The organism is Paenimyroides tangerinum (genome assembly GCF_003865405.1).
GTDB lineage: Bacteria > Bacteroidota > Bacteroidia > Flavobacteriales > Flavobacteriaceae > Flavobacterium > Flavobacterium tangerinum.
Genome location: NZ_RQVQ01000040.1, coordinates 1 through 21,513, shown reverse-complemented (window position 1 = coordinate 21,513; position 21,513 = coordinate 1). Strand labels below are relative to the sequence as shown.

General features: G+C 30.5%; 21 protein-coding genes. 14 read left to right on the top strand and 7 right to left on the bottom strand.

Features of this window, described 5'->3' with window-relative positions:
- The first annotated feature begins 7 nt into the window (after positions 1 to 7).
- From EG240_RS13665 to EG240_RS13645, 5 genes are all read left to right on the top strand, one after another.
- Positions 8 to 994, top strand: coding sequence for an HlyD family secretion protein (locus EG240_RS13665; protein WP_125019919.1), 987 nt, complete (start codon positions 8 to 10; stop codon positions 992 to 994).
- 19 nt (positions 995 to 1,013) lie between these two features.
- Entirely contained in the window at positions 1,014 to 2,180 is a 1,167-nt protein-coding gene (locus EG240_RS13660) for an ABC transporter permease (protein WP_125019918.1), read from the top strand.
- Positions 2,170 to 4,503: an Abi-alpha family protein gene (locus tag EG240_RS13655; protein ID WP_125019917.1), complete on the top strand. Its 2,334-nt coding sequence runs from the start codon at positions 2,170 to 2,172 to the stop codon at positions 4,501 to 4,503. The genes EG240_RS13660 and EG240_RS13655 overlap by 11 nt, the downstream gene beginning before the upstream one ends.
- A 76-nt stretch (positions 4,504 to 4,579) precedes the next feature.
- On the top strand, positions 4,580 to 5,266 hold the full coding sequence (locus EG240_RS13650; RefSeq protein WP_203229321.1) for a TIGR02117 family protein: 687 nt from the start codon (positions 4,580 to 4,582) through the stop codon (positions 5,264 to 5,266).
- A gap of 70 nt (positions 5,267 to 5,336) precedes the next feature.
- A complete protein-coding gene (locus EG240_RS13645) occupies positions 5,337 to 6,905 on the top strand; it encodes a M28 family peptidase (protein WP_125019916.1) in 1,569 nt (522 codons plus the stop codon).
- 74 nt (positions 6,906 to 6,979) lie between these two features.
- On the opposite strand, the gene murA is transcribed toward EG240_RS13645, so the two are convergent.
- Genes murA through EG240_RS13630 form a run of 3 tightly spaced genes read right to left on the bottom strand, consistent with a single transcriptional unit; the run spans position 6,980 to position 9,340 of the window.
- Positions 6,980 to 8,293 (bottom strand): UDP-N-acetylglucosamine 1-carboxyvinyltransferase, encoded by a 1,314-nt coding sequence (murA, locus tag EG240_RS13640; protein WP_125019915.1) that lies wholly within the window; start codon positions 8,291 to 8,293, stop codon positions 6,980 to 6,982.
- A gap of 7 nt (positions 8,294 to 8,300) precedes the next feature.
- Positions 8,301 to 9,041: a DUF4290 domain-containing protein gene (locus EG240_RS13635; protein ID WP_125019914.1), complete on the bottom strand. Its 741-nt coding sequence runs from the start codon at positions 9,039 to 9,041 to the stop codon at positions 8,301 to 8,303.
- Positions 9,042 to 9,052: 11 nt separating this feature from the next.
- A complete protein-coding gene (locus EG240_RS13630; protein WP_125019913.1) occupies positions 9,053 to 9,340 on the bottom strand; it encodes a DUF493 family protein in 288 nt (95 codons plus the stop codon).
- Between the two features lie 119 nt (positions 9,341 to 9,459).
- Between EG240_RS13630 and EG240_RS13625 the strand changes: the two genes are divergently transcribed.
- From EG240_RS13625 to EG240_RS13605, 5 genes are all read left to right on the top strand, one after another.
- A complete protein-coding gene (locus EG240_RS13625) occupies positions 9,460 to 9,993 on the top strand; it encodes an AAA family ATPase (protein ID WP_125019912.1) in 534 nt (177 codons plus the stop codon).
- Between the two features lie 46 nt (positions 9,994 to 10,039).
- Positions 10,040 to 11,938: a RecQ family ATP-dependent DNA helicase gene (locus EG240_RS13620; protein WP_125019911.1), complete on the top strand. Its 1,899-nt coding sequence runs from the start codon at positions 10,040 to 10,042 to the stop codon at positions 11,936 to 11,938.
- A complete protein-coding gene (fmt, locus tag EG240_RS13615) occupies positions 11,939 to 12,883 on the top strand; it encodes a methionyl-tRNA formyltransferase (RefSeq protein ID WP_125019910.1) in 945 nt (314 codons plus the stop codon). It begins immediately after the preceding gene.
- A gap of 149 nt (positions 12,884 to 13,032) precedes the next feature.
- A complete protein-coding gene (locus tag EG240_RS13610) occupies positions 13,033 to 13,332 on the top strand; it encodes an HU family DNA-binding protein (RefSeq protein ID WP_125019909.1) in 300 nt (99 codons plus the stop codon).
- A 98-nt stretch (positions 13,333 to 13,430) separates the two neighbouring features.
- A complete protein-coding gene (locus tag EG240_RS13605) occupies positions 13,431 to 13,991 on the top strand; it encodes a YqgE/AlgH family protein (RefSeq protein ID WP_125019908.1) in 561 nt (186 codons plus the stop codon).
- Here the strand turns inward: EG240_RS13605 and EG240_RS13600 are convergent.
- Together EG240_RS13600 and EG240_RS13595 are read right to left on the bottom strand one after the other, a co-directional pair.
- Positions 13,988 to 14,833, bottom strand: coding sequence for an aminotransferase class IV (locus EG240_RS13600; protein WP_125019907.1), 846 nt, complete (start codon positions 14,831 to 14,833; stop codon positions 13,988 to 13,990). The genes EG240_RS13605 and EG240_RS13600 overlap by 4 nt on opposite strands.
- A gap of 48 nt (positions 14,834 to 14,881) precedes the next feature.
- Positions 14,882 to 15,268, bottom strand: coding sequence for an START-like domain-containing protein (locus tag EG240_RS13595; RefSeq protein ID WP_162497968.1), 387 nt, complete (start codon positions 15,266 to 15,268; stop codon positions 14,882 to 14,884).
- Positions 15,269 to 15,706: 438 nt separating this feature from the next.
- Here EG240_RS13595 and EG240_RS13590 point away from each other — a divergent pair, with 438 nt between their 5' ends.
- Both EG240_RS13590 and EG240_RS13585 read left to right on the top strand, forming a co-directional pair.
- On the top strand, positions 15,707 to 16,153 hold the full coding sequence (locus EG240_RS13590) for a KTSC domain-containing protein (RefSeq protein WP_125019906.1): 447 nt from the start codon (positions 15,707 to 15,709) through the stop codon (positions 16,151 to 16,153).
- A 227-nt stretch (positions 16,154 to 16,380) separates the two neighbouring features.
- Positions 16,381 to 17,571 carry an LETM1-related biofilm-associated protein gene (locus EG240_RS13585; RefSeq protein WP_125019905.1) on the top strand — a complete coding sequence of 397 codons (1,191 nt, stop codon included), beginning with the start codon at positions 16,381 to 16,383 and terminating at the stop codon, positions 17,569 to 17,571.
- A gap of 51 nt (positions 17,572 to 17,622) precedes the next feature.
- Here the strand turns inward: EG240_RS13585 and rho are convergent, their stop codons facing one another.
- The gene (gene rho / locus EG240_RS13580) at positions 17,623 to 19,443 is read right to left on the bottom strand and encodes a transcription termination factor Rho (protein WP_125019904.1); all 1,821 of its coding nucleotides are present in this window, start codon (positions 19,441 to 19,443) and stop codon (positions 17,623 to 17,625) included.
- Between the two features lie 184 nt (positions 19,444 to 19,627).
- Between rho and EG240_RS13575 the strand changes: the two genes are divergently transcribed.
- On the top strand, positions 19,628 to 20,038 hold the full coding sequence (locus tag EG240_RS13575; RefSeq protein WP_125019903.1) for a DUF4293 domain-containing protein: 411 nt from the start codon (positions 19,628 to 19,630) through the stop codon (positions 20,036 to 20,038).
- Between the two features lie 60 nt (positions 20,039 to 20,098).
- On the opposite strand, the gene EG240_RS13570 is transcribed toward EG240_RS13575, so the two are convergent.
- Positions 20,099 to 20,575, bottom strand: coding sequence for a DNA-deoxyinosine glycosylase (locus EG240_RS13570; protein ID WP_235830387.1), 477 nt, complete (start codon positions 20,573 to 20,575; stop codon positions 20,099 to 20,101).
- Positions 20,576 to 20,631: 56 nt separating this feature from the next.
- On the opposite strand from EG240_RS13570, the gene EG240_RS13565 reads away from it, so the two are divergent.
- The gene (locus EG240_RS13565; protein ID WP_125019902.1) at positions 20,632 to 21,444 is read left to right on the top strand and encodes an HAEPLYID family protein; all 813 of its coding nucleotides are present in this window, start codon (positions 20,632 to 20,634) and stop codon (positions 21,442 to 21,444) included.
- Positions 21,445 to 21,513 lie beyond the last annotated feature (69 nt).

The following is a 21,513-nucleotide window of genomic DNA, read 5'->3' as shown; positions in this document are numbered from 1 at the left end:
CAACCTCATGAAAAATAAAATAATAAACGCTGTATTAGGAGTTTTTGTAATACTTGTAATTTTAGCTGTGGCACTTTGGTATATGAGTGCACCATCAGTTTCGTATTTACAAGGTCAAGTTGAAGCAAAACAAATTAACGTAGCTTCAAAAATACCTGGGAGAATAGATTCTATCTTAGTAAAAGAAGGTGATTTTGTTGATATGAATCAAGTATTAGCAATCATTAGTACACCTGAAATCGATTCCCAATTATCGCAAGTTGAATCAATGAGAACAGCAGCTGAAGCTGTTAATAAAAAGGTTGATGCTGGAGCTCGTTCACAAGAAATTTTAGCGACTTACAACATTTGGCAACAAGCTAAAGCTGGCAAAGAATTAGCATTAAAAACGTATAATCGTTTAGAAAATTTATATAATGATAAAGTAATCGCAGCTCAAAAACGTGACGAAGCTTACACACAATATCAAGTTACTTTAAATGCAGAAAGTGCTGCAAAAGCAAATTATGAAATGGTAAAAAGTGGAGCTCGTTCAGAAGATAAAACTGTTGCAAAAGCTCAAGTTACACAAGCATCAGGCGCAGTAAAGACAATAGAACTTTTAAGAGAAGAAGGTCACGTTAGAGCGCCTCGTCGTGGAGAAATTTTAACGATTATGCCAAATGCAGGTGAAATTATTAATATGGGGTACCCGATTATTAATTTAATCGATGTTGATGATATTTGGGTTTACTTTAATATTAAAGAAACGATGCTTTCTAAGTTTAAAAATGGAACTAAATTCGAAGCGATTATTCCAGGTTTAGATAACAAAAAAATTATGTTAGAAGTAAGATATGTAGCCGCTCAAGGTGATTTTGCTACTTGGAATGCAACTAAATCTCAAGGTGATTTTGATATGAGAACTTTCTTAATCAAAGCTTATCCTGTAAACAGAGTTGAAGGATTAAGACCAGGAATGAGTGCTTTAATTGATGAAGCAGATTTAAAATAAAATCTTTTAGATACAGGTTGTGAAAAAAAACTTTTTTAAAATATTTTTTGAAGAATGGGTAAGAATATTTAGTACACCTCGCTTATTAGTGATATTATTTGGGGTGCCTTTTTTTATTTTTGCCTACTATACTTCATTAATGGAACAAGGCGTTCCTACGAAATTACCTGTAGCAATTTTAGACCAAGATAAAACGCCACTTTCAAGACAATTGGGCCTTATGCTAGAATCGACTGCAACAATTGATTTAGCATATTACGTAAACAGTGAACAAGAAGGAGAAACTTTGGTTCGTAAAAATGATGCCTATGCGTTTATCATCATTCCTAAAAACTTTCAAAAAAACGTTTTCAAAGGAAATTACACTTCTGTAACTTGTTTTTATAATGGTCAGTATTTGCTTTCAGGAGCAATTATTCTTAAGGACTTCCAAACGGTTGCGCAAACATTTATGGCTGGTGTTGTATTAGAAACCTTAGAACAAAAAGGGTTATCACCAGATCAAGCATTAGGTTCAATATTACCAATTAATACAGATTTACACGTTTTATACAATCCGTATACAAGTTATAATTATTACTTAAACATTGCATTTATGCCAATGGCTTTGCAAATTATGGTAATGATAATGGCCGTTTATACATTTGGTTTAGTTTTAAAACACAGAAAAGGAAAAGAACTTCTTGAATTTGCAAATGATAATGTTTATGCGGTAATTTTCGGAAAAATTTTACCTTATACCATTATATTTTGTGCACTAGGTTTCTTAATGAATGCCTTATTGTATTATAAAATTGGAACTCCGTTAAAGGGAAGTTTTTTAGGTGTAAACTTAATTTTCTTTGCATTTGTAATCGTTTTACAAAGTGTGGGATTATTTATCGCTTCAATTACTACAAGTTTTAGAACGGCTCTAACTATTGGTGGAGATTATGCTGCTTTAGCCTTTTCGTTTGCAGGATATACTTTCCCCGCTTTAGGAATGAGTACTTTTGTTCAATATCTATGTTATATTTTCCCATTCACTTCGTATATGCGATTTATTGTTGATTTTGCTATTCGAGGAATTTCTTTTAACGAAGAACAAAAAGGCTATGCGATTGGCTTTGCTATTTTTGCCATTCTAGGAGTAATTGGAATCCCATTATATAATAAAAAATTAAAGAAAGGAGGTTATGATGCTTAAAAAAATCACAAACTCTTTTGCTATAATTTTTGAAACTGCAAAGAAGGAAAAAGAACTTATTTTCAAAGATTCTGCGGTAATCGAAATTTACATTATTTTCGTCACCTTAGTTTACTTTTTCTATACGTTTGTTTACAGTCCTGAGATTTTCACGAATCTTCCAGTTGCTTATGTAGATAATGACCAAACGACGATTTCGCATCAGATTCGTCGTATGCTAAACGAAACCGAATCGTTAGAAATAGCTTATGATGCAACAAGCTTAGAAGAAGGAAGAAAACTATTTGAACAAGGTAAAGTAAACGGTGTTATTTTAATTCCAAAAGATTTTTCGAGACAACTTCAACTTAGTGGCGGAAATGCTTCGATAGCTATTTATAGTGATGCGTCTTATATGTTGTATTACGATAAAACATTACAAGCAGTAACTAATGCTTTAGGTGCTTTTACAGGAGAATTGCAATTGAAACAAACCATGATGAGTGGTGAACCAATGAAACAGGCTGTTGCTTCGAGTAAACCGTTTAACATCATCGCAAATCCATTATATAATTTAGAAGAAGGTTACGCCATTTTCTTGATTCCGGTTGTATTGATTATTGCATTACAAACCTTGCAATTAACAGGAATGGGCGTTTTGTACGGAACAATGAGAGAAAATGATACTTTCATTTCTAATTTCTCAATGGCAAGAGGACGTTTTGGATATTTCTTTATGACCATCGGAAGAGCTTTACCTTATCTAGTGATTTCAATGGCAATGCTTTTAATGGGAATATTGGTCGTCTTTCATATTTTCACCATTCCACAAAGAGGAAACTTATTCGAAGTCATTGTATTTTTAATTCCGGTTGTTCTTGCAATTACCTTTTTAGGACAATCACTGATGAACATTTTCAGAAATCGTGAAGATACAATTATGCTTTTGACAGTATTTTCTATTCCTGCATTAATGATGGGAGGTGTTTCATATCCAATTGTTGCTTTTCCACTTTGGATAAAAGTTATGGGATTCTTCTTCCCAAGTACAATTGGTGTAAAAGGATTTTTAGCATTATCTCAAGCTGGAGCTTCATTAGTAGAGATAAAAGAAATCTTTATTCAAATGTGGTTGATTTGTGGGTTTTATTTTATTCTTGCCGTTTGGACTAATCGTCGTTTTATTTATGGTTTGGTTCCCAATAAAATCCCTTCGACTTTCAGTGGCTTAAAAGAGTTTAAGAAAAACAAACAACAGAACTCAGATAGTGAAATTGCAAATCTTGAAACAAATTCAAATGAAGTTTTAGCAATTGAATCTGAATCCAATGATGAAATTACGGAAACTAATTTAATCCAACCTATTAATTCAGAAGAGAATAATCAAGCAATTGAAAATAAATCTGAAGATGAGATTACGGAAACTAATTTAATTCAACCTATTGATTCAGATCAGAATATTTTAGCAATTGAAACTGAATCTGAAGATGAAATTACGGAAACTAATTTAGTTCAACCTACTGATTCAGAACAGAATATTTTAGCAATTGAAGATAAATCTGAAGATGAAATTACAGAAACAAAATCTACTGAAATTTCAGAAATAGAATCTAAGGTTGAAGCTGATCGTACAATTTTAAAGGAATCAAATGTTTCGAATATAGAAACTTCAAGAGAAGTTGCTTTATTATATCCTTTGAAAGATTTGATTGGTAATTTTGACAAAACAATTTCTAATATTGATTCTTTATTATCTAATAAATTAAATGGAGTATCACAAGAAAATTTACAAACTCCAGCAGTTTATGTAGCAGCACCAATTCTTGAAGGATTAAAATTTGTTGTCGATTCAGAAAATTTAAAAAATCTTTATGTAAATCTGTTGGCAAATGCAATGGATAAAAATTCAATCGGAATAGTTCATCCAAGTTTTGTAGATACGATCAAATATTTAACTCCAGATGAAGTAAATATTTTAAATGTATTTTTAGAAAACAATAAAATCCCATTTGTTGATATCATTCAAATTAAGGATGAAAATTCTGGAAATTCAGAGATGATTTTAGAAAAACACAACCATTTAATTGAAGAGCATAATCTTAATATTTTACATAAAGATAATTTGCATTTATATCTTGAGAACTTAATTCGATTGGGAATTCTAAGTTGTGAAAATTCGATTTTACCAAACTACAATTACGACCATCTTGAACACTGTGAATTAAATCGTTTCATTAGAAAAGATGTTCAAAACAAAGGTTATCAATTCAAAACAGAACGCGGTTATTATAAAACTACTGCTTACGGAAACGGATTTATAAAAGCCGCTATCAAAAACAAATAATTTTTCATATCTTTAATATTAGAAAGCAGTAGCGTTTTGTTACTGCTTTTTTTTTAATTAATAAATCAACCCACTTATGCTTAAAAAAATTTTCAAATACATTTTATTTACGATTATAACATTAATCGTTTTAATCGGAATCTACCTTCTTTCAGAACGTATTTTATCACGAATTTCTGTAAATGATACAGGAAATTCTGAACCAAAAAACATAACAATGTACGTAATGAGTAATGGAGTTCACACTGATTTGGTTCTACCAACAAAAACCGTATTCATCGATTGGTCAACACTATTTTCATTTGAAAACACTTTAGGTAAAAAAAACGATTTTAAATACATCGCAATTGGCTGGGGCGATAAAGGATTTTATCTAAATACTCCAGAATGGAAAGATTTAAAAGCTTCAACTGCTTTTGTTGCTGCAACCGGAATTGGCGAAACTGCTCTTCACGTTACTTATTACAATAACATCCAATTAGATGAATCAACAAAGAGCATTCAAATTACAGATACTCAATATCAAAACTTGATTAAATATATTGAAAATAGTATTGAACTTGGAAGCGATTCAAAACCTCAACTTATTGAAACCACAGCACAATATGGTCAAAACGATGCTTTTTACGAAGCACATCGCTCCTATTCAATCTTCTTTACTTGCAATTCATGGACAAATGATGCCTTAAAAACTGCTGGAATCAAAGCTAGTAAATGGGTTGCGTTTGACAAAGGCATACTTTATCAACATTCAGCTAAATAATTTCTTTATAAAAATTTATTTTTTATTTTACAGTAAACTGAAAATGTTTTAGTTTAGAAAAAAAACTAAAATGTTTAAACCTACACAAAAAATAAGTTTATTAACTGCTTTTGCATTCACTATTTCTGCTCAGGCACAAGTGGTTATTGCTCAAGAAAATGCTCCTCAATATGTAGTCGATATTATCGAAAAAGCCAATAACGAATCACAATTAGAAAATATGGCTTTTGAATTATTAGATGTTATCGGACCGCGTTTGGTTGGTTCGCCAGAAATGAAACAAGCAAGTGATTGGGTGATTGAAAACTATAAAAACTGGGGAATTGAAACCGAAGTACAACCTTACGGACAGTGGAAAAGTTGGCAACGTGGAACTTCGCAATTAGAGATGACTTATCCAAGAATTAAATCTCTTGAAGGAACTCAATTAGCTTGGAATTTAGCTACAAAAAAACCTGTTGAGGCAGAAGTAATTGCTATTCCAACTTTCAACTCTAATTCCGATTTTAATAATTGGCTAAAAACCGTAAAAGGAAAAATTGTTTTGGTCTCGATGTATCAAAAATACGGACGTCCAGACAGCCAATTAAAAGAGCATTCGTTAGCTGGAGATTATGAAATGATTAAACGTGAAAAAGCTTTAGCTTTAGAACAATGGAACGATAATTTAAAAATCACAGGTTACACAACAAATCAATTAATTGAGGCTTTGGAAAATGCGGGAGCCGTAGGAATCGTTTCTTCTTTTTGGTCGGGTGAATTAGGTGCAAATCGTATTTTCAGTGCCAAGACAAATAAAATTCCGATGGTCGATGTCGCTTTAGAAGATTATGGTTTATTATACCGATTGGCATCAAAAGGAAAGCATCCGAAAATGAAAATTAATATACAATCTAAAGATTTTGGAAAAACCGAAACTTTTAATACGATTGCAACTATTCGTGGAACCGAAAAACCAAACGAATATGTTTTACTTTCTGCACATTTAGATTCTTGGGATGGCTCACAAGGCGCAACCGATAACGGAACAGGAACGATAACAATGATGGAGGTTGCTCGAATTTTAAAAGAAGTTTTACCAAATCCAAAACGTACCATTATCATTGGACATTGGGATTCTGAAGAACAAGGATTAAACGGTTCACGTGCTTACGCCGAAGACAACCCCGAGATTATGAAAAATACGGTTGTTTCGTTTAATCAAGATTCCGGAACGGGACGCATTGTAAATTTGAGCGGACAAGGTTATGTAAATGCCTATGATTATTTAGGACGTTGGTTAGATAATGTTCCTTCTGAAATTACAAAAGACGTAAAAACAACTTTCCCAGGAACACCTGGAACCGGTGGAACAGATAACGCAGCATTTATTCCTTATGGAGTTCCTGCGTTCAATTTGGGTTCGCAAAATTGGGGATACGGTGGTTATACTTGGCATACTAACCGAGATAGTTACGATAAAATTTTGTTTAACGAACTAAAACGAAACGTAATTTTAACGGCCATATTGACTTATCAAGCGGCACAAGATGAAAATGAAATTTCAAATGAAAAACGAGTTTTATCTTTGGATAAAGATGGTAAACCACAAGAATGGCCAAAACCAAAAAGTCCAAACAGAAGTGGAGATTATAAATAAGATAAAAGCCTTTAGAAAATTTCTAAAGGCTTTTTTATCATATACAGTATTCAAAAAATAATATAAAAATGAAATTAATCCACTCGTTCTATCTTAGCTCCTAAAGCTTTTAAACGAATATCGATATCTTCATATCCACGATCAATTTGATCTATATTCTGAATCACACTTATTCCTTTTGCAGAAAGCGCAGCTATTAATAATGAAATTCCTGCACGAATATCTGGCGAAGTCATCTTAGTTGCTTTTAATTGAGATTTGAAATCATGTCCGATAATCACAGCTCTATGAGGATCACAAAGAATGATTTTTGCTCCCATATCAATCAATTTATCAACGAAGAACAAACGGCTTTCAAACATTTTTTGGTGAATCAAAACTTCACCTCTTGCTTGAGTTGCTACTACCAAAATTATACTTAACAAATCTGGTGTCAATCCTGGCCAAGGCGCATCTGCCATTGTAAGAATTGAACCATCAATATAATTCTGAATTTCATATCCGTTTGTATGAGCTGGAATATAAATATCGTCATTACGTTTTTCCATCCTAATTCCTAATTTCCCAAAAGCTGTAGGAATAATTCCTAAAGAATCCCAAGAAACATTTTTTATGGTAATTTCGCTTCTTGTCATTGCAGCTAATCCAATCCAAGAACCAATCTCAATCATATCTGGAAGAATTCTATGCTCGCATCCACGCAATTCTTGAACTCCATTTATTACTAACAAATTAGATCCAATTCCTGAAATATTAGCTCCCATGGCAACTAACATATCACACAATTGCTGAATATAAGGTTCACATGCAGCATTGTAAATGGTTGTCGTTCCTTCAGCTAAAACAGCAGCCATTAAAATATTAGCTGTTCCTGTAACTGAAGCTTCATCAAGCAACATATATGCGCCTTTTAAACCATTCGGAGCTTCAACTCCATAAAAATATTCTTCGCGATTGTATCTAAAAGTTGCACCAAGATTAATAAAACCATCAAAATGAGTATCTAACCTGCGTCGTCCAATTTTGTCACCTCCTGGTTTAGGAATATATCCTTGACCAAAACGAGCTAATAAAGGACCAACAATCATGATTGAACCTCTTAACGATTTTCCTTCTTCACGAAAAGCATCTGATTTTAGATAATCTAAATCTACATTATCGGCTTGAAAAGTATAGGTATTTCTATCTAACTTTTCAATTTTAACTCCTAAATTACCTAATAATGTAATCAACTTATTAACATCAATAATATCTGGAATATTAGATATTGTAACTTTTTCTGATGTTAATAAAACAGCACATAAAACTTGTAATGCTTCATTTTTGGCTCCTTGTGGTTGAACCTCTCCTTGTAAAGGAATTCCTCCTTCTATTTTAAATGTACCCATTTAACGATTATCCTTTTCTTGTATTTTGATTGTTGTTATTCTGACCGTTGTTTGGTTTAACAAAACGTTTTATTTTTCCGTTATTGTTATTGTTATTATGTGTGTTGTTTTTGTTATTATTCGAACTGAAATTACTTTTGTTCGTCTGTTTTTTATTCACTCGGATTAAATCAGACGAATTAGATAAATTTTCAGTTGTTTTTGCTAAATCAATTTCTCCTTTAGAAAGATCATAAAGATGTTCAAAAATAACTCCATCAGCAACCGTTTCTTTGTTCCAACTTAAATAACTTTTTTTCATGTGATTTGCAATAACGATTATTAATGCATCACGCATTTCGCCAGGTTCCCAACTCAATGCTTTGTTAATCATATAAGTTATATTGTTTCCATAAAAACGATATTTAGGAAAATTCTGTGGATAAGCTAATTCTGCAGGTTTTATTGAAATTGAATCCGCATTTGGAATTGGATATGGAGAATCTACATCTAACTTAAACTTAGACATTTTAAATAATTGATCCCATAATTTATGTTGAAAATCTGGAACATCACGTAAGTGCGGATTCATACTTCCCATAATATCAATTACATAATTTGCAGCTTTATTACGAGTTTCTTTATCCTCAATTTTGATAATTTGATCAATCAATTTATGCAGATGACGACCGTATTCTGGTAAAACCAAATCGGTACGTTCTGCATTATATTCCAATTCTTGAATGGCTTCTTTTGGATTAAATTTCATAAAAAAAAGGTTTATAAAGAAACAATTCCTTCAATTGAAGAAACTTCTTTATATTTTTCAATAATTAAATCAGAACTAGGCATCACAACATTTACTGAAACACTTGTAAATTTACCAGTACTTGAGTGTTTTGTTTTAATCACGGCTCCTAAACCATCAAATGCCTTATAAACAAGCTTAACACTTTCTTCATTTGTTGGTACAATAAATTTATATAAATACTCTAAAGGCCAACTTTCAGTTGTGTTTTCTAAATTTTCTTTTAGTCTTTCGTAAAACTCTTTTGTTTTCTGATCCATAAAATTAAATATTGCAATTACAAATATACGTAGGAATTTATAATTTAATTCAAATCTAAAGTTAAAACATTTTTCCTAAACAATATAATTGTTTTAACTTTGCGTTTTTATTTTAAAAAGTGAGCAAACAAATTATATTACTTATCGGCGGACCGGGTTCGGGCAAAACTACCATTATTGATGGATTATCTGAACGTGGTTATATTTGTTATCCAGAAATTTCAAGAGAAGTAACTCTTGAAGCTAAGAAAAAAGGAATTGATCAATTATTTTTAAAAGAACCTCTTTTATTTAGTGAATTACTTCTTGAAGGCAGAGTCAAACAATTTAACAATGCACAAAATGAAGCTTCCGATATTGTATTTATCGATAGAGGAATTCCTGATGTTTTGGCTTATATGCATTATATCGGCGACTCATATCCTGTAGAATTTCATAAAGCTTGCAAGGCTCACATTTACACTAAAATTTTTATCCTTCCTCCTTGGGAAGACATCTTTATTAGCGATAACGAACGCTATGAAAGTTTTGGTCAAGCACAATTAATTCACGATCATTTAATCGAGACTTATCAAAGTTATGGTTACGTTTTAAACGAAGTTCCAAAAGCTGATTTAGACACACGCATTGAATATATTCTAAGTCAGTTGTAATTCAATCTAATTTTTACTAATTTTAGTAAACTTTAATAGAAATATCTTGTTTGAAGCGCAACATTTATTAAAAAAATATTGGGATCATGATTCTTTCAGAAGTCCACAAGAAGCAATTATCCAATCCGTTTTAGATAAGAAAGATACGTTTGCACTTTTACCAACTGGAGGAGGAAAAAGTATTTGTTTTCAAATTCCTGCTTTACTTTCTGAAGGTGTTTGTTTGGTTATTTCGCCATTGATTGCTTTGATGGATGACCAAATTAGCAATTTGAAACAACGAGGAATCAAAGCAACTTCTTTAGCAGGAAGTTTATCAACAGAAGAAATCTCAAATATTTTAGATAATTGCCAATTCGGAAATTACAAATTTCTCTACCTTTCACCAGAACGCTTAAAACAAGATTGGATTCTTGAACGAATTACCAACCTTCCAATAGATTTAATCGCGATTGACGAAGCGCATTGTGTTTCGCAATGGGGACATGATTTTCGTCCATCTTATTTGGAAATCGGAAAATTGAAAGATTTTTTTCCAGAAACGCCTTTTATAGCTTTAACCGCTTCTGCAAATGAAAGAGTTAAACAAGATATTATTGAGAATTTACGTTTAGATAATCCTGAGATTTTCAAGAAAAGTTTCAAACGTAAAGAGATTGCTTACGGCGTTTATATTTCTGATAATTCAGAATCTTTATTACATCGCATTTTAACCAAACAACCAGAAACAGCAATCGTTTATGTAAGAAATAGACGAATGACAGTCGAAATATCTAGCATTTTACAAAATATTGGAATTAAAGCTGACTTTTTTCACGGCGGTTTAAATTCGAAAGAAAAAAAGCAAAAGTTAGAAAAATGGCTTGATGAAAAAACTCAAGTTATGGTTTCGACAAACGCATTTGGAATGGGAATTGATAAAGGAAATGTAAGAAATGTAATCCATTTACAAATTCCAGAAAACATCGAAAGTTATTATCAAGAAGCTGGACGAGCTGGAAGAAACGGCGAAAAATCTTTTGCAACTATTTTGATAAGTCAATCGAATATTGAGAAATATAAATCGCAATTTCATGATGGAATTATTGATAAAGATTTTTTGGTTTTAGTTTATAAAAAGTTCGTAAACCACAATCAGATTGCTTATGGAGAAGGTTTTGAACAAGTTATTGATTTCAATCTAAAAACATTCTGTGAAAAATTTAAACTTCCAGTCAACAAAACCTATCAAGCATTTCTGTTTTTAGACCGACAAGGAATTATCACATTAACTCAAAATTTTTCTTATAAAACGTATATTCATTTTATTGTTTCTAACGATGAAATTTTGAATTACATGAATCAAAATGCGTTTGAAGAAAAATTATTTATTCATATTATTCATAATTATCGCGGAACAAACGAAATTGAAACAAACATTGATTTAAGAGCAATCTCAAAAAAGATTAATATTCCAGAAGTTAAGATTATTGAAATAATAAACACTTGGCAAAATAAAGGCTTATGTACTTTTTCTAATTTAGATAACGACACAACGATTGTTTTAAATGAAATTCGTGAAGATGAAATTACCATAAACAGAGCGGTAAAACATCTGAAACAACAAAATAAAATCAAACTTCAACAATTTGAAGCGATGGTTGATTATGTTGAAAATCGAGATATATGTAAAAGCAGATTAATTTTAACTTATTTTGATGAAACAACAACTGAAGATTGCCAAACGTGTTCTGTTTGTACATCAAAAAGAAAAGAAAAACAGATAGCATTTTCGAAAGAAAATTTCAAAAAGAAAATCTTAGAACTTCTTAAAACAGATGAAATCGATTCGCAAGAAATTCAGAATGAAACAAAACTACCTTCTAATTTATTAATCGAAATCTTAAACGAATTAGTTGACGAAGGAAAAATAACATATAACAACATCAAATACAAATTAAAATAAATGGAAAAATTACGAATCGTTTTTATGGGTACACCCGATTTTGCAGTTGGGATTTTAGATGCCATTTATAAAAATAATTACGAAATAGTTGGAGTAATCACAGCTCCTGATAAACCAGCAGGTCGCGGTCAAAAACTATCGGTTTCTGCCGTTAAAGAATATGCTTTAGCAAATAATTTACATTTATTACAACCTACTAATTTAAAAGCTGAATCTTTCATCGAAGAATTAAAAGCTTTAAATGCAAATCTGCAAGTTGTTGTAGCTTTTAGAATGTTACCAGAAGTGGTTTGGAAAATGCCAGCTTTAGGAACATTTAATTTACACGCTTCACTTTTACCAGATTATCGTGGTGCAGCACCAATAAATTGGGCGATTATTAATGGGGAAACCAAAACAGGAGTTTCTACTTTCTTTATTGATGAAAAAATTGACACAGGAGCAATCATTTTGAAGAAAGAAATTGAAATTTTACCAAAAGAAACTGCTGGAGAATTACATGACAAATTAATGAATTTAGGTAGCGAAACGGTTATTGAAACTCTTAAATTAATCGAAGAAGGTAACGTTGTTACTGAAATTCAACCGGAAAAAGAAGAAAAAACAGCTTATAAATTAAATAAAGACAATTGTAAAATTGATTGGAACCAAGAATCTGAGGTTATTTTCAACCATATTAGAGGCTTACATCCTTATCCTGCAGCATGGACTTTTTTCAATGATGAAGACAAGCAATGGAATGTGAAAATCTACGATACAGAAGTAATTTTAGAAAAACACAACTTAAAACCTGGCACAATTGTATCCGACAAAAAAACATTGAAAATTGCCGTAACCAACGGTTTTATTGAGGTTCTGAGCTTACAGTTTCCTGGAAAAAAGAAACTGAATACGAAAGATTTATTAAATGGAGTGAGTTTCACTAATAATGCTTTTTGTAACTAAAAAATAAAAACTTTTTTCTCAGGACGGAAATAAAGCATAAAAAAATAAAATATTTTCATTTTTTTTTGATAAATACTTGCATAATAACATATAACTTTTAAATTTGTAATAGTTAATTATTTATTTAACCAATTAAAAAAAAAGATTATATGAACAAAACTGATTTAATCGATGCAATTGCAGCAGATGCAGGTATCACAAAAGTAGCGGCTAAAAGCGCATTAGAGTCATTCTTAAAAAACGTATCTGAAACTTTGAAAAAAGGAGATAAAGTTGCATTAGTAGGATTTGGATCTTGGTCAGTATCTAAAAGAGAAGCAAGAGAAGGAAGAAACCCTCAAACAGGAAAAGCAATTGCAATTGCTGCTAAAAATGTAGTGAAATTCAAAGCTGGTGCTGATTTAGAAGCTTCAGTTAATACTGCTCCACCTGCTAAGAAGAAAAAATAAATCTTTTCAAGCATTAAAAATAAAAACCATCCAAAAAAGGGTGGTTTTTTTTAATACGATACTTTTTTTTATTATTTTTATTCTAAAAAATAGACTTTATGAATGATGCCAAAATGAAAATCGGAAATCTAATAATTGCAGATGCAAATATTTTGAATGATTTGAATTTTAATCGTTCTGTAATTTTACTTACTGAACACAGTTCTAATGGAAGTTTAGGCTTTATTCTAAACAAAAAATTAAATATTAAACTTAAAGACATCATTTTAGATACTGATTGCAATTTCAGTATCTTTTATGGCGGCCCCGTTGAACCTGAAAATCTATATTTCATACACACTAAACCTGAGATAATTCCAAACAGCATTGAAATTTCGGATGGTATATTTTGGGGTGGAGATTTTAATAAAATTATCGAATCATTAAATAATAACCAATTAAAAAAATCAGATATTCGATTCTTTTTAGGTTATACTGGATGGGATTTTGAACAATTAAAAAATGAAATTGATACGAATTCATGGTTATTTAAAACCAATATTTTCACAAATAGTATATTAAAAAAAGTTCCTTCCAATTTATGGAAAGAACTTATGATGACTTTTGGCAACAAACAGATTATTTGGTGCAATGCTCCAGAAGATCCAGTTTTAAATTAACTTAATCTGATTTTGGCATTTAATTTTATCAATAACTGGTTTGCAATTTCAGAAACGTATTCTTTCTTTTTATATTTTGAAACAGATTGAATACCTGATATTATATTTGTTAAGAAAATTTCATCTGCTTTTTGTAACTCGAAAGGAGAAATAGAAACTTCTTCCAAAGTAAATTCATCAGATTTTGAAATTAATTCGATAATCTGCTTACGAATAATTCCATTTACACAACCATCTGAAATTGGTGGTGTTTTAATCGTTTTTCCGTTTACAATAAAGATATTGGAATTTATAGCTTCAACAATGTTTTTTTCATTATTAACCAATAGACAATTTTGATAACCATTCTCTTCTGCAAAAATAGAAGCGGTAACATTAATTAGTTTATTTGTAGTTTTTAATGAAGATAATAACTGCTTTGTTACATAGAAATCTTTATAAATTTCGATTTCATATTCGTTTGAGTTATTAATATAAATTGCATTTTCTAATGGAGAAACTTGAATCAAAAATTTAGTGGATTTATTATCTAACGGCAAATACAATCCTTCCGAATCTCTAAAAAAAGTAACTCGAACACGAAATGAAATTGCATTAGAATCAAAACAAGAAATGGTTTTCAAAATTTGCTCTTCCATGTATTCCATGGTAAAATCCATAGGAATTTCCATTCTTAAAACTCGCATTGAAGCCATTAATCTAAAATAATGATCTTCTAAAAATAATATCTTATTATCTAATACTTTTAGCGTTTCAAAAACTGCATCACCAAATAGAAAACCTCTATTTTTTTCAATACTTTGATTCGAATTTTGAACCAAATCTCCGTTAAAATTTATCATAAAAAAAGCTCTGTAAAAATACAGAGCAAATATAGTATTATATTTATTTTATGCCGAACCTAAAACCTTTTTTAAATCGGAAATTTGCTTTTCCCAAAGTAGAGAATGACCATCTATATCATCTTCTTCGGCAAAATCTGTAATGACTAAAATTACATCTTTTGTCAATTCGTCTTTTACAATTTTCAATTCAAAAAAGTACTCGGTTTCGCTACCATTATCATCTAACCATCTGAACTTAATTTTTTCGTCTGTTTTCTTATTGGATAATTTAGCTTTTTCAATTGTTTCATCCCATTCAAAATCATAAAACTCACCTCTTGAATTTACATTATCTGCAAACCATTCCGATAACCCAGAAGGACTTGAAATATATTGATACAATAATTGGGGTGAAGAATTGATTTGAAATTCTAGCTCTAATTTTACTTTCATCGCATATTTTTCGGAAATATATAAAAAAAAAACTAACAAAAAAATTAATAGTTATTTATTTTGATTTTATATCTTTTAAACAGACAAAAACACTAAAATATAATCAATACTTAATAAAAATAATTGATTTAATCCTCGAATTCCTCATCAAAATCCTCATCTTCTTCTTCGTTTGAGAACCAAAAAGAATCTAACATGGTTTTATCAACAAAAGAATCTAAACGAATATTTCAATATTCATAAATATTGAAAATAAGATAAACGAGGTGCTTTTAGTTATAAAAACTTTCCTTTAGGAAAAACAAATAAATTCTTTCAATACTTTGCCTCAATTTATAGAAAAATAGACTTTAAGTTATTTATTAGTTAATTCCAAAACCTGACCTTGAAAATCAAATATAAAACCTTACTTTTGCACACTTTACAAGAAATCAAAACATGAAAAGAGTTATAGAATACAGAAAACTTATTGGAGTTGACAAAGATGTTACTTTAAAAGAGTTGAAAAACATTTACAGAAACACTATGAAGGATGCGCATCCGGATAAATTTGTTGACAACGAAGCTGGTAGAATCGAGGCTGAAGAAAACAGTAAAACGGTAATCGAGGCTTATCATTTTTTGGTTAGTATCAATAACGAAACGCACGAAAAAAACAAAGAAGCCTACGCTGAAACCATTGCAACTTCGAACATTTTAGATTTTCAATTTGAAAAACAAGTCTTAATCATCGAACATTTAAACGGTGAGAAATACGAATACATTGGAGTTCCTAGAAACACGTATATCAAAATGGTTAATGCAGATTCGTACAATCGTTTTGCTAAAAGACACATCTACGGTAATTTTATTTTCCGCAAAGCTGGGAAAGCAACAGAAGAATAATATAGAAATCTCTAATTTTTTAGAGATTTTTTTTATGGCGTTCCGTTTACAAAAACTCCTAACGTCGTTTTCTAAACGTCGGGCTTTCCGTTTCAATCTTTTTTCACTTCGTTTCAAAAAGGATTTCCTCTTCAATCCCTAACGCAAGTTCTAATCACAATCAAATTTTAAAATTAAATTCGCTTTAAATAGATAAAAAAGTAATAATTTTAAAAAAAAATTAAAAAATGAATCCTTCCAAGAGCAATTGGATAACCAAATATTTTTCTGAAACCGTAACATCATTTCAAAACGAAGTTGATGAAATCGAACTGTACAAAAAAATCAGAAAATCAGGTTTCATTTACGGCTATACAACTTCAGTTCCGTTTGAGGAAATACCTAAAGAAAAATGGACCAACGAAGAAATGACCAAAATAGTTCTGATTCATAGTTTATTCAAAACCTATGTCACGACAACACAATCAACAGATATCGATTTGTTTTTTAAAAAAGTAAAAGCTTTTTATGATGTCATTTCTACCTATAAAGCGAATTTGTTTTTTTCATACATACTACCATCATCAAACGGAATCAAACAATCGTTAGAGAAAATCATTGACCAACGCGTTCAAAATGCTTCAAATATTGTTGAAAAATCATTTTCGCATAGTTTAACCAATGCTTTACTTTTTATAGATATTGTAAGTTTTAAACGCTATTTACATAACGAAACCGAAGTTTTAGATTTCTTCAAACATTTAGAAAAAACGCTTTTAAATTTGGTTTACTTGGCTTACAACGAAAAATCTGTTAAAACCAAATATGACGAAATCATCCAAAGAATATTTGAAAATTCATTACGATTTTCTGCAAAAGAACTAGCTACAAAATCTTTTGATGAAATTGATTTTAATGTTTTTATAACCTATTTTGGTAGAAACTACATTTTAGACATCACAAATATGGTGATGTGGCGTGATGAAATTTTAGAAGAAAACGAACTTGAATTCTTGAAACAAGTCGGAAAAAAATTATACTTAACAAATGAAGATATTATTGAAAGTAATTGTGCAATCAAACATTTTATAGAAACTAATAAACACGAAATTCCGTATTTTCAATTTGCACATCCTGTTAAGAAATTTTATAAACACACTTCTTCATCCATTTTATTATTGCTAGAACGCAACAAAAATATTCTAGCTAAAGAATTGAAAAACAACAAAGAATTGGTTTATTTATTAGCCAAATCAACGCATAAAAATTTAGACGAAAAAGAAAGAAAACACATAAAAAAGCAATTGATTGAATTGTGTAAAACCATTCCATCATTGACTATATTTGTTTTACCAGGCGGAAGTTTATTATTACCGATTTTAATAAAGTTAATTCCGCAAATTTTACCATCAACTTTCAACGAAAACTTAGAAGAATAAAAAAACCTTCCGCAAATTATTGGGAAGGTTTCTCTTTATATATTGAATCGATTAATCGTTCATCATTTTTAAAAATTCTTCATTTGAAGAAGATTTCTTGATTTTATCAAAAATAAGATTTGTCGCTTCAACCGCATTCATATCAGCTAAATGTCTGCGAACAATCCACATTTTATTTAATATTTCAGGACTTTGAAGTAAATCATCACGTCTTGTACTAGAAGAAGTTAAATCAACTGCTGGGAAAATTCTACGATTTGCAATTTTTCTATCCAATTGTAACTCCATATTACCTGTACCTTTAAATTCTTCAAAGATTACCTCATCCATTTTAGAACCAGTTTCGGTTAACGCCGTAGCGATAATACTCAACGAACCTCCGTTTTCAATGTTACGAGCTGCACCAAAGAAACGTTTCGGTTTTTGTAATGCATTTGCATCAACTCCACCCGATAAAACTTTACCTGAAGCAGGCTGAACCGTATTGTATGCACGAGCCAAACGCGTAATCGAATCTAAAAGAATCACTACATCGTGTCCGCATTCAACCAAACGTTTTGCTTTTTCTAAAACAATATTTGCAAGTTTTACGTGTTTTTCTGCTGGTTCATCGAAAGTAGAAGCAACAACTTCTCCACGAACACTGCGTTGCATATCGGTAACCTCTTCTGGACGTTCGTCAATCAAAAGAACAATCAAATAAACTTCAGGATGATTTCTTGCGATTGTATTTGCAATTTCTTTTAGCAGCATTGTTTTACCCGTTTTTGGCTGAGCAACAATCATTCCACGTTGACCTTTACCAATCGGAGCAAACAAATCAATAATACGAGTTGATAACGTACTATTTGAGTCAGATAAATTAAATTTTTCGTTAGGGAATAAAGGCGTTAAATGCTCAAATGAAGTTCTATCTCGAACTTCTTCTGGATTGTGTCCATTAATTTTTGTAACACGAACTAATGGAAAAAACTTCTCTCCTTCTTTTGGTGGACGAACCACTCCACGAACCGTATCTCCTGTTTTTAATCCAAAAAGACGAACCTGAGATTGTGATAAATAAATATCATCTGGCGAAGAAAAATATCCATAATCCGAAGAACGTAAGAAACCATAACCATCAGGCATCATTTCTAGAACTCCTTCACTTTCAATAATACCATCAAATTCATAATCAGCTTCCCTGAAATTAGGTTTGCGATTATTATTGTTGTTGCTATTTTTATTTTTTTGATTTGGATTGTTTTGATTCGCTTTGTTGTTGTTATGTTGATTTGGATGAACTGGTTTTTCAGTTTCTGTTGCAACATTTTCTTCAACTTCTTTAGTTTCTGTAGGATTTGAAACCGAATCGTTGTTTGTATTTTTTGTAGGAATCGAATGTGTACGTTGTTGTTTATTCGAATTTCTATCTTTTGTATTTGTACGCTCGTTTGTATTGCGATTTGTAGGCTTAGCTTTAACGCTAACTTCCTTTCTAGGGCTTTCAGTAACAACTTCTTTTGGAGATTCTCGCTCTGGAGCTACATCTTGAATTACTTCTGGTGTAGTTTCTTGAATAACCTCAGTTTTGATTTGTTCATCTACAGGAGTTTCTTTAATTTCAGGTTGAAGATTTTCTGTATTCTCAGCTATTTCAGGATTTACAATTCGCTTGCGTTTAGGTTTGTTATCCGTACTTTTAACATCTTGACGAGGTTTAGATATTTTTTCAGGCTTAGTTTCTTTTTGAATTTGAGCTTCTTGAAATTCTATAATATTCGTTATAAGAACATCTTTTTTCATAGCACGATATTTTTTAATATCAACTTGCTTTGCGATTTCTTGTAGCTCTGTAAGCTTCATATCTTTTAATAAAGAGATGTCAAACATATAAGTATTGATGTTTAATTAAATGTAAAGATTTTTTAATAAGAAGTGAGTGATTTTTTTAAAAATCTGAATCGTCGCACAATGAAGCAGTTACAACAATACTATGCAATATTACGATTTTTTTTTTATAAACAATAGTTATTTTAAAAAAAGAAAATGTAAATTTGTCTCAAACCTATTCATAATGATTCAAAGAATACAATCTATTTACCTATTTTTAACATTTGTTGTTTCAGGAATATTATCTCTTGTCTTTCCTTTATGGAAAAATGTACAAGGTGCTGATTTTTACGCAGGACAAAATACAATGTTCGTAATTGGTTTTGGATTAAGTACTGCTTTAGCTATTATTTCTTTATTAGGTTACAAAAAAAGACAAACTCAATTTGTATATAACAGATTGAACATGATATTGAACTTTATATTACTAGGATTATTTGTGTATCAATCTCTAAATTTATCTGGAGAAGCTTCGGTTTCAGAGAAAGGTATTGGGATGTTTCTTCCTGTTGTTTCTATCATTTTATTAGCACTAGCTAATAAAGCCATCAAAAAGGACGAAGATCTTGTAAAATCTGCAGATCGTATACGATAAACCTGTCATCTTAGTTTATTAGTGCGTTAAAAAATCCAATCTTTTCAGATTGGATTTTTTTTATTTAATTTTTTTCCAAATTTCTAATTTATCATTATAATTCATCGATGCATATAAACCACTCGTTGACGGCATAATTAAAATTTCTTTGCCAAAATTATTACCTACATATTTCTTATAATAATTATAAGCATTCTTACTCGAAAAAACAATCTTAATTAAATTCGGATAATTAGCAAATAGCTTTTCAAAATCATTAGCTTCTGGATGCATAATATTAGAATCTAAACTTCCTTTGCGTTCGCATGATTGAAAAATATCCCAAAGCGCAACTTTATTTTCCTTTAAAAACAAAAGTCTTTCTGAGTAAACCGATTCGTATTCTGTTTCATAAACATCATAAATCAATTTCCAAAACTGATTTTGTTTATTTCCGTAATATTCCATTCTATCTAAAGACTTTTCACTTGGAAACGTTCCTAAAATAATAATTTCCGATTCTGAATCAATAAATGGTAAAAAAGCTGTCTTAATCATAACATTCCAAATTCTTTCCTATTTCCGAAAATACATTTGTTCCAAAATTAAAACAAATGAAACTTTTATTTACAACACTTCTAGCATTAACCTTAGTAAATTTCACTAACGCCCAAGAAATAGAATTAAAACCAAATGATTCTTTAAAAAATCTCACAAAAGTAAAACACGCCGAACCATTATTCATTGATTTAATGCGAGATTTAGGCGCAAGAAAAGGCGAAGCTGAATTTAATATCGGATATGGAATTTTAAATTATAAAAACAAAAAAGAACAAAACGCATTTATTGAATATGAATGGGCAGCAGCAGATAGATTGGGACTTGAAGTAGAAATTCCATTGAGCTTTACTAAAAATAATTTAGGACAAAACTTTAATAAAATCGACGGAATTAAATTAGCTACACAATATACTTTTTTAGTCAACGAAAAACATCAAACTTCACTTGCGATTGGCTATATGCATGAAATGGAATTTGTAAATACCAATCAATTCAAAAAAGAATCAACTTTATTTAAAGGATTCTTAGCAACTCCATTTTTTATTGCTGCAAAAAATTTCAATCAATTTAGCACCTTAATATATACAGGTCCTGAATTTGAATATAACTTTAAAGAAAAACACACACAAACCAATTGGCAATTAAATGCGAGTGTACATTATATGGTTCCAAATTCGAGCCATTTTATAGGAATTGAAAATAATTTACGTCTAGAAAAAGGTTCTATTGAATATATTATGAGACCACAAATAAAGGTGGGTATTTTACACAATTTGGCCATCGGAATTGTTTCAGGAATTCCGATTAAATCAAAAGAATTTGACTTAGATTTTTTGACACGAATTATTTGGGAACCAAATTTTTAAAACCAAAACCTCCAATCTTTTCAGATTGGAGGTTTTTCTATTATGAAAAAAATATTATTTCACTTCTTC

Coding starts and splice junctions, on each gene's coding strand:
- fmt (WP_125019910.1), top strand. CDS start 11,939: ATGGAAAAATTACGAATCGTTTTTATGGGTACACCCGATTTTGCAGTT.
- EG240_RS13635 (WP_125019914.1), bottom strand. CDS start 9,041: ATGAAATTTAATCCAAAAGAAGCCATTCAAGAATTGGAATATAATGCA.
- EG240_RS13585 (WP_125019905.1), top strand. CDS start 16,381: ATGAATCCTTCCAAGAGCAATTGGATAACCAAATATTTTTCTGAAACC.
- murA (WP_125019915.1), bottom strand. CDS start 8,293: ATGGGTACATTTAAAATAGAAGGAGGAATTCCTTTACAAGGAGAGGTT.
- EG240_RS13570 (WP_235830387.1), bottom strand. CDS start 20,575: ATGATTAAGACAGCTTTTTTACCATTTATTGATTCAGAATCGGAAATT.
- EG240_RS13630 (WP_125019913.1), bottom strand. CDS start 9,340: ATGGATCAGAAAACAAAAGAGTTTTACGAAAGACTAAAAGAAAATTTA.
- EG240_RS13655 (WP_125019917.1), top strand. CDS start 2,170: ATGATGCTTAAAAAAATCACAAACTCTTTTGCTATAATTTTTGAAACT.
- EG240_RS13665 (WP_125019919.1), top strand. CDS start 8: ATGAAAAATAAAATAATAAACGCTGTATTAGGAGTTTTTGTAATACTT.
- rho (WP_125019904.1), bottom strand. CDS start 19,443: ATGTTTGACATCTCTTTATTAAAAGATATGAAGCTTACAGAGCTACAA.
- EG240_RS13595 (WP_162497968.1), bottom strand. CDS start 15,268: ATGAAAGTAAAATTAGAGCTAGAATTTCAAATCAATTCTTCACCCCAA.
- EG240_RS13590 (WP_125019906.1), top strand. CDS start 15,707: ATGAAAAGAGTTATAGAATACAGAAAACTTATTGGAGTTGACAAAGAT.
- EG240_RS13645 (WP_125019916.1), top strand. CDS start 5,337: ATGTTTAAACCTACACAAAAAATAAGTTTATTAACTGCTTTTGCATTC.
- EG240_RS13600 (WP_125019907.1), bottom strand. CDS start 14,833: ATGATAAATTTTAACGGAGATTTGGTTCAAAATTCGAATCAAAGTATT.
- EG240_RS13650 (WP_203229321.1), top strand. CDS start 4,580: ATGCTTAAAAAAATTTTCAAATACATTTTATTTACGATTATAACATTA.
- EG240_RS13610 (WP_125019909.1), top strand. CDS start 13,033: ATGAACAAAACTGATTTAATCGATGCAATTGCAGCAGATGCAGGTATC.
- EG240_RS13575 (WP_125019903.1), top strand. CDS start 19,628: ATGATTCAAAGAATACAATCTATTTACCTATTTTTAACATTTGTTGTT.
- EG240_RS13605 (WP_125019908.1), top strand. CDS start 13,431: ATGAATGATGCCAAAATGAAAATCGGAAATCTAATAATTGCAGATGCA.
- EG240_RS13565 (WP_125019902.1), top strand. CDS start 20,632: ATGAAACTTTTATTTACAACACTTCTAGCATTAACCTTAGTAAATTTC.